The sequence below is a fragment of the Candidatus Seribacter sulfatis genome (genome assembly GCF_964187635.1).
GTDB lineage: Bacteria > Verrucomicrobiota > Verrucomicrobiia > Opitutales > Seribacteraceae > Seribacter > Seribacter sulfatis.
In genome coordinates, this window is the sequence record NZ_CAXLMO010000011.1 from 1 (window position 1) to 13,509 (window position 13,509).

12 protein-coding genes are annotated in these 13,509 nt (G+C 41.7%); 5 read left to right on the top strand and 7 right to left on the bottom strand.

Features of this window, described 5'->3' with window-relative positions:
* From ACKPQ5_RS01105 to ACKPQ5_RS01120, 4 genes are all read left to right on the top strand, one after another.
* Positions 1–609 (top strand): PhoU domain-containing protein (locus tag ACKPQ5_RS01105; protein ID WP_407677244.1); only part of this gene is annotated, 609 nt, incomplete at its 5' end.
* A gap of 93 nt (positions 610–702) precedes the next feature.
* Positions 703–1,386 (top strand): ABC transporter ATP-binding protein, encoded by a 684-nt coding sequence (locus tag ACKPQ5_RS01110; protein ID WP_407677245.1) that lies wholly within the window; start codon positions 703–705, stop codon positions 1,384–1,386.
* Positions 1,383–2,597, top strand: a complete 1,215-nt coding sequence (locus ACKPQ5_RS01115) for an ABC transporter permease (protein ID WP_407677246.1) — start codon at positions 1,383–1,385, stop codon at positions 2,595–2,597. The genes ACKPQ5_RS01110 and ACKPQ5_RS01115 overlap by 4 nt, the downstream gene beginning before the upstream one ends.
* 80 nt (positions 2,598–2,677) lie before the next feature.
* Complete coding sequence (locus ACKPQ5_RS01120; protein ID WP_407677247.1) at positions 2,678–3,409, top strand: DUF3299 domain-containing protein; 732 nt, start codon at positions 2,678–2,680, stop codon at positions 3,407–3,409.
* A gap of 16 nt (positions 3,410–3,425) precedes the next feature.
* Here the strand turns inward: ACKPQ5_RS01120 and ACKPQ5_RS01125 are convergent, their stop codons facing one another.
* From ACKPQ5_RS01125 to ACKPQ5_RS01155, 7 genes are all read right to left on the bottom strand, one after another.
* Positions 3,426–4,043 carry a peptidylprolyl isomerase gene (locus tag ACKPQ5_RS01125; protein WP_407677248.1) on the bottom strand — a complete coding sequence of 206 codons (618 nt, stop codon included), beginning with the start codon at positions 4,041–4,043 and terminating at the stop codon, positions 3,426–3,428.
* Between the two features lie 143 nt (positions 4,044–4,186).
* Positions 4,187–5,488: a DUF1501 domain-containing protein gene (locus tag ACKPQ5_RS01130; protein WP_407677249.1), complete on the bottom strand. Its 1,302-nt coding sequence runs from the start codon at positions 5,486–5,488 to the stop codon at positions 4,187–4,189.
* 21 nt (positions 5,489–5,509) lie between these two features.
* Complete coding sequence (locus ACKPQ5_RS01135) at positions 5,510–7,675, bottom strand: DUF1549 domain-containing protein (RefSeq protein ID WP_407677250.1); 2,166 nt, start codon at positions 7,673–7,675, stop codon at positions 5,510–5,512.
* 184 nt (positions 7,676–7,859) lie between these two features.
* Entirely contained in the window at positions 7,860–10,058 is a 2,199-nt protein-coding gene (locus tag ACKPQ5_RS01140; RefSeq protein WP_407677251.1) for a TonB-dependent receptor, read from the bottom strand.
* A gap of 191 nt (positions 10,059–10,249) precedes the next feature.
* Positions 10,250–11,257, bottom strand: a complete 1,008-nt coding sequence (locus ACKPQ5_RS01145) for a transporter family protein (protein WP_407677252.1) — start codon at positions 11,255–11,257, stop codon at positions 10,250–10,252.
* A 128-nt stretch (positions 11,258–11,385) separates the two neighbouring features.
* Entirely contained in the window at positions 11,386–11,775 is a 390-nt protein-coding gene (locus ACKPQ5_RS01150; protein WP_407677253.1) for a hypothetical protein, read from the bottom strand.
* Between the two features lie 95 nt (positions 11,776–11,870).
* Positions 11,871–13,031 carry a HupE/UreJ family protein gene (locus tag ACKPQ5_RS01155; protein WP_407677254.1) on the bottom strand — a complete coding sequence of 387 codons (1,161 nt, stop codon included), beginning with the start codon at positions 13,029–13,031 and terminating at the stop codon, positions 11,871–11,873.
* Between the two features lie 150 nt (positions 13,032–13,181).
* Between ACKPQ5_RS01155 and ACKPQ5_RS01160 the strand changes: the two genes are divergently transcribed.
* Positions 13,182–13,490: a hypothetical protein gene (locus tag ACKPQ5_RS01160; protein WP_407677255.1), complete on the top strand. Its 309-nt coding sequence runs from the start codon at positions 13,182–13,184 to the stop codon at positions 13,488–13,490.
* Positions 13,491–13,509 lie beyond the last annotated feature (19 nt).

Consider the following 13,509-nt stretch of genomic DNA (forward strand, 5'->3'; position numbering starts at 1 on the left):
CTTGTTGAAGCAGAAATAGATCGCTTGGCCGCAATTTCCCGATACATGTTTGAAGGTTTTGTGGAAGTATTTGAAAGTCCTGACATCGACAAAAGCGATCTCATAAAGGAATTGAAAGAACTTGAAAATAAATGTGATGAGCTCGCGTTTGATGTTACCCAGAGCCTAATTTACTGTACAACTGAAAGCCTAGCAGGTGAGCGTGCCCTTCGCGTAGCCTCTCTGTTAAGGGTAACTGGCGAACTTGAGGATATTGGTGACTGTTGTCATCGTCTCGTTCAACTAGCACACCGTAAGTACCGAAAAAATCGTGTTCTTCCTCAAGAAACTTTGCGCGAAATCAAAGTATTTTCGGAGCAAATCCTTGATTTCATGGAATTATACCAGACCCATTTAAAGGATGGTAGTATCCCGGAAATTCAAAAGGCAGAAGAGATTGAAGACCGAATTGATGCTTCCCGAAAATCCTTACGGAAGAATGCAGTTAAAAGAATGCAAGATAAGGAAAATTTAAAGGCGGAGATGATCTATGTCGATATCTTGAATGAAATGGAGCGGATTGGAAATGACTCATTAAATATTGTTCAAGCCCTGAACAATGTAATATAATCGAATTTAATATCGGTTTCAAATTTGGAAAATTGGCTTACCGATAGCATACTGCTTGCCTTATAGGATTGGTTTGTTGAGATAGATTGCACAATGAGTCTATTAAAGATTGAGCAGTTAAGGAAATCCTTTCTCGCACCAGAGGGAGATTCCTTGTGCGTGGTGGATGTTGAAAATTTCACTCTTAATGAAGCAGAATTTTGCGGAATGAGGGGAGAAAGTGGATCCGGGAAAACCACATTTTTGCACCTTATTGCCGGAATTCTTTCTCCGGACCGAGGTCAAATTCAAATAAACGGAAAGAATGTTTCTCAAATGACAGATTCTAGCCGTGATTTACTCCGGGCTAGATTAATTGGTTATGTCTTTCAATCCTTTAACCTGCTTCAAGGGTTTACTTGTTTGGAAAACCTGCAACTTACTATGTCTTTCGCAGATCATTCCAATCAAAGTGACCCCTATGAATTGCTGGATAGGGTAGGACTGGGTAAAAGAATAAACTATTACCCTCACCAATTATCGATTGGCCAGCAACAAAGGGTAGCTTTGGCGCGAGCACTTATTAACCAGCCCAAATTAGTGTTGGCCGATGAACCAACAGGGAACCTGGATCCCGTGAATGCGGCAAAATCGATGGAGCTTTTATGCGAATTATGCAGGGAGTCGAAAACTACTTTATTTTTGGTAAGCCATGATGAAAAAGTAATTCAAAATTTTGACCGGCAAGAAAATTGGGAAGAAGTAAGTAAGTCTAATTGTGTGAAGGGGGAAGTATGAGCAGTATACAAGCTCTTTTCGCACTTTGTACAAGGGGAGTGAGGCAATATGCATTTTCTTCTTTAGTGGCATCTCTTGCGATTGCGATGTCGGGAGGATTATTTTTAGGGACGTGGAAAATAAAAGAGGGTGCTCAAAATGCATTTACACTTTCATCTAGCGGGTTTGATGCAGTGTTGGGAGCCCGTGGATCCAAACTTCAACTCATTCTTAATGCCATTTTTCATCTGGAAGCCTCTCCGGGAAATCTTGAATGGGAGCAATACGAAATTATTAAAAATACACCGGGAGTGAAAGAAGCGTACCCATTGGCCGTAGGTGATAACTTTATGGGTTATCGACTCGTGGGAACGGAACCTTCTTTATTTGATGAGCACGAATGGAAGAAGGGCGTCAAGTACCAGATTGAGAAAGGCGGAAGGCTCTTTTCCAGTAATGCGAAAGAAGCACTTGTCGGAAATTTTGTAGCCAATAAATTAGGGCTCAAGGTGGGCGATCGCTTTCAACCATACCACGGATTAACTTTTCGGGAAGAAAGTAAGCATGACGAAGTGTATGTGATCGTGGGGATATTAAGTGCAACTGGAACTCCTGCAGATAAGGTAATTTGGGTTCCTATTAAAGGAATTCAGTTCATGGAGGGTCATGCAAGTGAGTATTCCACTTCAGTCAGTGCGGTATTGGTTAAATTGCGGGGAGCTGCTGGTTTTGCCTTGGAGATGAAGTATAACAAGCAGGGAAATCAAGCCACATTTGCATGGCCGATTGCGGCAACTCTTGCAGAATTTTTTGATCGTCTAACTTGGTTCGAAAAAGTACTGGAATGGATCGCCTATCTTGTTGGTAGTGTGGCTTGTTTAATTATTTTATCAGTATTACGAAATTCAATGAACGAAAGGAAGCGAGAATTTGCGATTCTCCGCTCCCTGGGAGCGAGTCGGTATTTTATTACGAATGTGGTCCTTGGGCAGTCCTTACTCATTTCTTTGGTTGGGGCTTTAGGTTCCTTTCTGGTTTATTTGATAATGAATGGAGTCGCGTCGCACTTCATCCGTGAGCAAACGGGTGTTTTATTAGATCCATTCTCTTTTGATCTTACTTTTGTATATGTATTTTTGGTAATCGTTCTCCTTGGATTGATTAGTGGAATACCACCTGCCTGGATGGCATATCGGGTCGATATCAGTAAGAATCTTCGTCCCTCCAGTTAGCACTCTTTCAGATTATTTATCGAGAGGTTTGAATCATAAGAACTTGCGAGAAATTACCACTCAGCTAACTTGAAAGTGTGATGCCACCAAAAATTTATTTATTCCTAATATCTATTTTTCTTTTCTCCTGCGGAAAAGAGGAGGAAGAAGACGTGGCTCAAACCATCATTCCAGTTGGGGAGCCCATTATCGTTGAATCCATTTTAACTGTTGAACTTGATAGTAACGAATCCAATTTTTCTCGTTTAGATTCTCAACCTGAACCATTGGTCCCTGTGGAGCGATTGGAGGAATCGATTGAGGAAGGAATTATTCTTAATGGAGTAGCACAGCCCAATAGGCCAGAAGATGCAAACGAATCAATTGCCAATCACTTGCCACCAATAGATGAAAATAGTATATTTGAACCCTTGGCCTTTCGTGATATCTCTGGCTTTACTTATGATGTGAATTGGGAGCGCGACGGGAAAGATTTCGACTTTGCCTCTTACTCACAAAGGGTTCCTAAAAATCTCAGGGAGAAATCTGGCAAAACGGTAGCAGTCGAAGGCTTTATGCTTCCCACGGTAGTGGACGAAAACAACATGGTGAAAGAATTTCTTCTTTTGCCAGATCAAATGAGTTGTTGTTTTGGTAAAAGCCCAGAGGCAAATGGATGGGTGGTAGTGAGTTCCTCCGATGGCGTAGAGGTATTGATGGACCAAATCATACGGGTCAATGGCAACCTAACGGTGGAGGAACGATGGGATGAAGAATTTTTCGTGGGACTCTACCACTTGGACTGCGAGAATATTATTGGTCCATCCCTGTAAAAGGGACTAAGCAATACTATTTTTCTTTCTTCTTCTTGGGGGAAGCTTTCTTCTTTGCTTTTTTGGCAGATCCAACTGTGACTTTAATCATTACATCGGGATCATCCACAGAACCATTGTCAGAACTGGAACCAAGTTTGATATTATCTACAAATTCAATCCCTTCCACTACTTGTCCCCAAACGGTATACTGCCCGTCGAGAAAGGAAGAATTATCGAAACAAATAAAGAACTGGCTATTTGCACTGTTCGGACTTGATGATCTTGCCATCGAGCAAGTTCCTTTCACATGTTCCCGTTCGTTAAATTCCTCTTTTAAATCAGGTAGATCAGAACCCCCGGTTCCCACTCGACTAGCTTTATAATTTTTTGAATTACCATGCTCCACATCTCCCGTTTGGGCCATAAAACCTTCAATTACCCGATGAAAGACAACGCCGTCATACTTGCCATCGCTTGCTAGTTTCTTGATTCTTTCAACATGATTTGGGGCATCGTCTTTAAACAATTCAATGACCACTTTTCCATCCTTAAGTTCAATGGTTAAGGTGTTTTCAGGATCTAATTTTTCTGTTTTTGCTGCTGACATAACAAAGGGAAGCAGGAACACGAGCAACGCGAAATACTTCTTCATAATTTATTGGATTTAGAGTTAATGGTAATTAAGTATAAAGATCGATATATCATCTCAAATCGTCCCGATGGTAAAGAGTGAAATAAAAAACATTCAATCTTTCAGATGTATAAACGGCCGAAAAACCGAAAGTAGTTACGAAATTAAATTAATTGGGTAATGGGCTGTCCTTTATCAGATAAGGTAAATGGACGGCGAGTCGGAGAATAGACAATTTCGTCCAGAGGGAGGCCAAGTGCGAATGCAATGGTTGCATTAAAATCAGGAATCTCGACCTTTTGTTCAATTACTTCTCTCCCCTCCTTATCGGTTTTGCCCCAGACTTGACCACCTTTAATCCCTCCTCCTGCCAGCATGCATGAAAAAGCCTTGGGGTAATGATCGCGGCCATCATTAACATTAATGTTTGGAGTGCGTCCAAATTCAGTTGCGAGTACAACCAAAGTTTCTTCGAGCATTCCTCTTTGTTCTAAATCAGCTAACAAGGCAGAAAGTGCCTGGTCTAAAATCGCACTCTGTTCAGGAACTCGGGAAAAGTTATTTTGATGCGTATCCCATCCTCCAAGTTGAACTTCTACAAATCTAACTTGTCGTTCAACAAGGCGCCGGGCAAGCAATACGCCCTGCCCAAATCTATCTTCCCCATAGGATTCTCTTGCCTGTGCTGTTTCTTTACTAAGATCAAATGCCGAGAGATCACCGCTCTTCATTAAACGAATGGCGTCATCGTACATATCCGCATAGGAATTTACTTTTGCAGAACTATACTTCTTCACGAATGCCTCATCTATTTTTTGAGAAAAATCGAGTCGTTTTTCAAAAGTATTATTAGTTAGTCCCGGATGCATTTTACTGTTTCGCAGCCCGGCTTCTGGGTCTCCGATAGCAAGTGGTTGATGAGAGGAGGGAAGAAATCCAGAAAGCGGGTGCCGGCTTCCTCCATTTACGACAACCGCACCGGGTAGGGTAGGGTTAAAGCGACCGTCGAGCTTGGTCATCCAGGAACCCATGGTAGGATGTTTAATTGTCGCTCGTTGTGCATAACTAGTATGCATAAAATAGTTGCCCTGTTCGTGAGCCCCTTTTGTAGAACTCATTCCTCGAACTACAGCAATTTTTTTCGCATGGTTGGCAAGCAGGGGAAGGTTTTCCGCAAGTTGGATGCCTTCTGCCTGTGTTTTAATTGATTGTGTCGGGCCTCCAGTTTCGGTACCGGGCTTAGGGTCGAAGGTGTCAAGATGGGTCATTCCACCTGACATGTATAGGTAAATGACATTTTTTGCTTTGGGGGCGTGATTGAGTGGACGGTTTAATCCTAGACCGGCCCCCTGAAGCGATAGTGAGTTTGCCCAAGGTAAAATACTTACTCCCAGAAGACCTTTTGCAGCTAAGCTCATAAAGCGTCTACGTTCCAATTCGTCTGATTTTTTAATTGTGGTGCTCATGATTTTGCTGAGTTGAGTATTTTATTGAATGAAGGAAAATTGCCTTGTGTTAATTAATGACCAGGCGATGCCACGAAAATCACGATCGTTATAGTAGGAAAGCTTTTGTTTTTTACCTTCGATCGAATTCAAGTACTTCTTCTTTTTTTCAGGACTTACTTTTTTGGGGAGTGGTATCTGATAGGGAACCTTCGGAGAACTTGTCACCATGGCAAGGGATTGGGTAAGTTCTTGGGCTGAAGGATTTCGATTTAAGATGGAAAGAAAGAGCACCTTAATTTTTTCCTCTGAGGATTCGGCTTGGAGAAGATTTTTGGAAAGGGGAGACTTAGGATCAAATAGGGCTTTGTAAAAAACCCCGTTGAGGAGAGTGAGTGCTTGGGGCACGGATGATTCACTTGACGCATTTTCAATGACCTCACGATCTGATTGGCCGAATTCTCGAAGGAAATGGCCGGGGGGGGCAGGAGTTTCAATTTCTGAAGCACGCATTAAATTTCCGGAATATCCCTTCCATCTAGGATCGGAAGAAGTTTTACTTTTGCCACCACGATAAAGAGATTGGACATCAAATTCGGAACCCATTACCAAACCTGCAAAAAGGGACTTTTGTTCGTTTCGTTTTTTTCCATATTCCCGTCTTAGCATTGATACAGCTTGTCTATCATCTGCTTCCTGTGCTTCTCGAATTTTAAGCTGAATCTCATTCATATTATTATTGATTCGGGCATTCTCTTTAGCACCTTTTTTGGCGAGTTGAACGAATTTTTTCTCGCTCAAGTCGTCAACCTGCTTTTGATAATTCGCAAAGTTTTTGAGTCGAAGTTCAACTTTTGAGGAATCCGCTTTTCTCTCATCAACCTCGGGAATGGAAAGGGCAACAATCGAATCCCACAGTTGCTCAGCACTCATGCGCTTAAGGATAGGTGCTTCAAAATAATATTTTTCGACATTGGTAAGTTCACGACCCGTAGCCTCTCTTTCAAAGGCTTCCACATTGTGCAGGATCTTTTGAAATTCTTTAAGGTCATACTTCACACGAACCATGAGCGATTCTAAGTGAGTTAATAATTCAGGAATGGAAGATTCTGAATCGTCACGTAAATCGTCCACAGGTTCTATGATTCCACGGCCAAATACTTTCTTCCACATTCTATTTGAAATTACTTTAGTGAAGCGTGGATTATTGGTTGAGATGATCCATTGGCCATACGCATTAACAGGATTTTCTATTTCTTTATTCAGGGAGTCTGGTGCAAAAATAGGTTCGGAATTCACCACTGTTTTGGGTTTTGCATCCTCGTATTGATAATCATGGGGCAAATTGAGTTTTCGGCCAGTATGAGTGGCTCCATATCGAAGGGGCTGTACCATTTCTTGAATCGCCTTTCTGAGCACCTGTGCTTTTTGAGAATTCCCTAACTTTTTCTTTTCTGCTTTCGATAACCCTTTGGTTTGTTGATAAAAATACTGCCCAATTTTCTTTTGTAACCCCTGTCCCATACGGGTGGAAATCCCGTAGGTAAAGGATGCCATCTTGTAGTATTCCATTTGGGTCCACTTATCAAAAGGGTGGTTATGGCATTGCGCACAAACCATTTGTGTTCCAAGAAAGATTTGAGCGGTGTTGGACATATTATCAAGGGGCATGCCTGTGTCCCGTAGGTAATAGCCAACGGCTCCGTTTTCCCACGGGTATCCCTCTGCAGTTACTAAAGAATATGTCATTTGGTCAAAGGGTACATTTTGTACGACCTGTTCTTTTACCCAGTGATTGTAAAGTTGACCGGCTTGTATCTGGTTACCGCCACGCATTCGTGATTTTAATCTAAGTAAATCAGCCCACCAGTTAAACATATGGCTATTATAGCCTGACGACTCGGTCAGTTTTTCAATAAGCTGAGACTTTTTTTGGACTGATGTGTCGGAGAGGTAGGAATTTATTTCCTCAAAAGTGGGAATTCTTCCAACCAAGGAAAGGTACAATCTTCTAACCAACGCTGATTCGTCTATCTTAGCGGGAATTTTGACATTTCTCTTTTGGTATGTGCTGTTGAGGATTTTATCGATCGCCACTGCTTCAGCTTGGATAATCGAAGAGGAAAATATATCCCCTGGAAGGGCTGCATACAATGTAAACTGTAAAGTAATCAGAAAAACCAGTGGGGCAAAAAATATAGTTTTCATAACAATAAATAAACTACAAATTCATATAAAAAGTTTCACCCATAAAGTAATAAAAAACTAGATTTTTTTTTGGAAGGTATCCCTTATTTTATTGGTGTTATGAAAAAATGTTTTATGAATTTTTTCTTCTTACTGTCCGCAAAAAGAAAATATCACTTAAAAATTATTGTGTTTATAAAACACTTTAGAATGAGCGGGAGAATGAAAGTATAAAGTTTCGACCACTTCCATTTAAGCCAGAACCATGCACCCGGTAGTCAATATCACCCAGGTTTTCCACCGCAAGGAAAACGGATGAATTATCTCCCCATTTTCGTCCACCACTTATTCCGACTACCGCGTAACCAGGAGTTCCATTCGAGGGAATTCGGGAGGAATCTGTTTCATCTTTTAATGACAGATCATCCGCCTTCCCCACTGCCAAAATGGAAATGTCTCCCCACCAATTAGACTTTGGAGGAGCATAACGGGTAACAAAATGAAACTGCGGGGGCATGAGCCGGGTGGTTGCCCGGTCAATTGGGTCGTAGTTTCGACCGTCAACAGTAATAGATCCAGTTGCGTTATTATCTCGCAATTGTTCCACCTCTGAATCGATTAACGAAATCCGAAATTGTGAGCTCCATGAAGGGGACCAGTCGTGCCCAACTTGAATTTCCAATCCATGAATAAAGCCGTTTGCATTGGCTTTTAGAACATCTGATTTTCCAGATTCAATTGGCGAGCGTACAATCATATCATTAATCCAGGTATGATAATAGGAAGCTTCCCAATTCCATGAATCGGAGCTTCCTTTAAAACCCATTTCTGCTTGTAAGAAACTTTCTGAATCAAGTGAGGTATTTGGCCGTTCTACTGCACTGGTCTCATCCGTGGAAGTAAGGTCATATAAACTAGGCGGACGAAATCCCTCAGACAGACCAAGAAAGAGAAAGTTACCCTGCATGACCTCTCTGCTTGCCCGTATGCTTCCAATCAGTTCCTTATAATTTTTTTTCTCGGATGGTTGCAGAGTCGAAGAATCGCTGTTCTTGAGATAATAGCGTTCAAGGTCAGCTTGAATCGAAGAAAAGCGAATTCCAGGTTCAACACTCCAATCACCAAGTAGGAAGTTGTCACTTAGGTAAAAAGCAAATCGGTCATAGTGGGCATCTGCGGCAAGAGGGCCTTGGACTAATTCCGCACTCTTTATTTGTGAGCTATTAAACTTGTAACCACCGGAATACAGGGATTCTCTTTGCCATTCTACACCGTATGCCAGCCGCCCTCCCCATGGATCATCGGTTTCAAACCGGGATGAAAATCCGAGATCTTCGAGCCCGAAATATTGGAAATCTCCACCAGTAGCCAAACCGCTTACTGACCCTCTCATCCGTTGGCGCTCCTGTTCATGTTTATGTAGGCTCAGTGTCAGCAGGCCTGCATCGGCAAATCCCCCAGCATCTTCCCAGGAAAATTTTCCATAAAAGAGATTTCTTTCCTGATCCAACTGTCGCCAGATTTCGGAACCCGGAGTGAGCCCTTCCCAAGTTAAACCATTTATCGTTTTATGGGTTCGGGGAACATTATCCATAAACACGTTTTGAAATCCAAAAGTGAATCGGGTATCTTCATTCAATTTACGGGACAATCGAAACTGGGAACCTCTGGAATCGTAGCCGGTGTTTTCTTGCTCACCGATATCTGCTCCTCCTTCAAGATCTCCGAAAGAACGTTCAATATGGGATAGTTCGGCAAACCAATCAGGTGTAGAGAAATTGCCTTTAACTCCCGCGGTCCATGAATGTTCGGCTGATGAAAGCCGGCCGATTAATTGTCCGTTATGTGACATTTCCCCATCTGTAAATCGGGGCTCTTTCGATATGATATTAACGACACCTCCAATGGCATCTGCTCCGTGTATTATACCATTGGGTCCGCGAACAATTTCAAGGCGGTTCGCACCGAGCATTTCCACCGTACTCCAGTATTGATTTGGACCAGAACGCATCGCCGAATGGTTAATTCTAATTCCATCTACTAGCAGAACATTATGGTAACCGGTAAAACCGCGTATGTAAGGCGAAGACTGTCCGAGTGCGGTTTTTTGAACCATGACTGAGTTAAGGCCGGATAAAGACTCGGGAAGAGAGCGAGCAGAATATAGCAACTCGGTCCCCTCTAATCTATTAATTGCCCATGGAGATGAACGCAATGAAGTGGCAAATCCTCCCTTGGCGGTAATGACAAACGGATCTAGCTCATTGGTTTGCACCGAGGTTTCTTCGGCCTGCACAACCTTTTGGAGATATAGAAAGGCAAAATAAAAGATGAAGAAGAAGCATAACCCTCTTGCTATCGCCGGTGGTCGAAAGAAAAAAGCGAGTGATTTAAAATTAGACATTATGCTCCTTTGAACACTTACCTATTTTAAATTAAACCGGAAGCCAAAATCAAAGAAATTATAAAATTTTGTTTTAATCTAAAATCTGTTCATTTGAACAAAATAGATTGAGGGCAAAATTCAGATCAAAAAATCACCCCTCTGACCTTTGAAGTGAAAGTCAAAGGGGTGGAAAAGGTAATAATTTATAATTACCAGGCGTACTGCCATCCAAGAGTCCATGTGGAATCAAGTTCCAGTTGGACACCATTTACTTTTTGATCGAGGGGTGTTTCCCATTCTGCAGCCAAGCGATGGCCTTTCAGTCCACCATCTTGAAAATAGTAATTAAGGCCTAAACCTAATGCGGTTATATCACGCCCTTGAGAAGTAGCTTGATTACCTGGGCTCATGTTTTTTTGCATGGTGGTGAATCCCTTGTGAGCACCGTCGACTTCACCTTGGTTGGAGTAATCAAGCTTTGCTGATGCACTAAGGGAATCAGTAATCTTACGAGCTCCCCATAATCCCGCCTCCAATTTGTTACCGAGGGAGTAATCCTGATCATTTTCTCCAATTCGAAGAATTCCTCCAAGTTGTGCCCCGTAAGAATAGTTCTCAGTTTGCGCCAAATAGGTTACTGCAGGATGGAAATCCCAAGTTCCCGAACCTAATTGCATGCCGTAGCCGAGTGTGTTGTTACCCGACTTTTCATCAATGGAACCGGTTGGAAGGCTTAGCCCAATATTGAGATGGATACGACGCCCAGAGTCCCATCGGGCTAGATCGTAAAGGCCCGCGATTTTCAAATCTCCAATTCCGTTCGACTCCATCTTGCCCATACTTGAACCCTGCATGGTCATTTCGTTGTCTAAATAGTGGAGCATGCACATTAATGTCCACTTGTCAGAAATCGCATGCATCGCACCAAACATGTGCATATCCATAGTCATAGACTTGGGAAGCATCATCTTATTATAGCCATAAGTAGTGTTCGCATCAGATGCACTAATATCATTGGATCCATCGAGTAGTCCCTCCATCTCCATGGTCATGAAGCGATAGGATACCATCCATTCGCCCATGGTGTGCATATGATCTCCCATTACGGAGATGGGAGCGTGGCCATCGGGTCGGGCAGCAGACCAGGGCTCATCATGAGCAAAGGAAAAGGGGGCATTTAAAAGAATGGTAAGAAAGAAGAGAGAAGTTTTTTTCATAATTATATAAAGTGTAAAGAGTTAGAACATAGAGTAAAAAAATCGAATCCGTGCGCGTTAGTTTAATTACGCAAATTTGTAGCTTCTTCCGCGATTGTGCGGAAAGACGGGTTCGAAGAGAGAATGACTTACGCTCTGATTCGCGGAGGAGGTAGCTCCGCTGGATCGTAGGTTGATGAGACATACCCGATAGGAGGGTATAATTCCCCCACCATTTTTAGTCCATGGTCAGTAATAATTTCAGATATTTCGGACGCTAATTTTAACTTGTGCGAAAAAAGCTCTGTGGCTGTTAAACCTTTTTTACCTGAATCTGTTTGTTCACTCACAAATTGACAGACACTACAGGGGAGATCCCCGTTGAATGTCCATTCTACGGATAAACTGATTGATTGGGTTTCCTCATAAAATTCATCGATCATATTCAACCACGCTCCCACTTGAACGATGGCCAATGGCATACCGCTTATTGTGAGTGCTGAAAGAAAAGAAAGGAAATATAGAATTCTTTTAAACATCAATTTGGACTCACCCTTAAAACTTTAAAACCACGGAATGTTCAAGGATTTTTGATCAGTTACATCAATTTTTTGAAGATTGAGCTCGATAACAGTTAAAAGAAGATGCGTTCAATCGTCCAATATATGCCGAAAAGGGCAATAGTGATTGAACCGGGTATGACAATCCATTGTCTATAATTTGACTGATTTTTAATTTGAGCGGTTAACAAATAAGCAGCAATGAGCAAAGCAAGCTGTCCAAACTCAACGCCTAGGTTAAACCCAAACAATCCAAGTAACAGGGAGGTGGGTTCAAGATTAAATCCACTTAATGCACCGGCAAAACCAAGACCATGAATCAGCCCAAAAATAAAAACAATTACTAAACGATAGGGTTTGTATCCGGGAAAAAAAATATTTTCCAGAGCGATGACCGCAATACTGGCGGCAATAATTGGTTCCACGATTTGGGGAGAAACTGAAATGATACCCAATGTGGCTAGACCCAAAGTTAGGGTGTGAGCTAATGTGAATGCACTCACTTGTAAGATCAGGGGTTTCCATTTTCTGGACAAAAGAAATAAACCGAAGACAAATAAAATATGATCCAGTCCGAGAGGAACAACATGGACAAATCCCTGTCGGAGAAATGAAATGAATGTGCTTTGCGAATCAGCAGTGTCTTTATATTCGAACTTGGATGATTCGGTACTGTTACTTTCCTCTCCCGGTCCAAAAAAATTGGTCAAATCTAAAGTAAAGCTGTTTTCTCCAGGAAATAAAACATTAACTCTTTTTTGTGGTATGCCATTTAGCCGGTTTGTAAATATAATATCATAAACTGCTGATTCCTTGGCACGAATTTGATAGGATTGGGATTCCGAACTTAACTTTATGCGAGCGTATCCCCGGATGACAAAGGTATCACTTTCTTCAACGGTGTTCCCCCCGATTTTTTTTTCAAAGTCATATTCAAAGTCAGGTAAAAACCATTCTTTTTCATCAAATCTAATAAGCAAAGCCTCCCTAATTAGGTTTTTTCCTTCCAGCAGTAAGTCTTTTTTTTCTTCCGCTGTTAGCTTATCAAAAGCGGGTCCACTGAGCATGGGAACCTCTTCGGGGTCATCAGCAAAGCTACGGGTATCAATTTCCACGGTGATCACACTGGACCCGTTTTGATCAAAATCACCAATTACGGGAATATCAGGGATCGGATGGCCATTTAATAGGGCAAATGTGGATAGGAGGAGGAAATAAATCGTTACGAATTTCATCAAGGGGTAGGAAAATCTAGGTTTTAGTATTTCTTGTAAGGTCGTTCAGTAAATTTATTAAAATTGAGTACTTCTTCCTTGTCTATCTTGTAATTGCTCATTGAATGATATTTCTAATACATAACATATTAACAAAATATATTACCCACTATGAAAAAATTATTCTTATTACTCGCCTCTATCGCATTTGCTGGTTCTGTGTTTGCCGGTTGTCCATCCAAAGCTATTCACGGCAAGGTTGTTGGATTCGATGAAGAGTCAAAAACACTTACAATTACTCAAGGAAAAAAGGAAAAGAAAGTCCAAGTAGGCAGCAAAACTGAAATGGTTGGTATTGATTGCCCAACAAAACTCAAAAAAGGTGCCCGCGTAAGCATTGACGGTTGCAATTGCAAAAATAAGACTGCTTCCAAGATTGCTTTGGCAAAAGGAAAAGGAAAGAAAGAAAAGAAGGGATAACTTTAGTTCCTCTCAAATT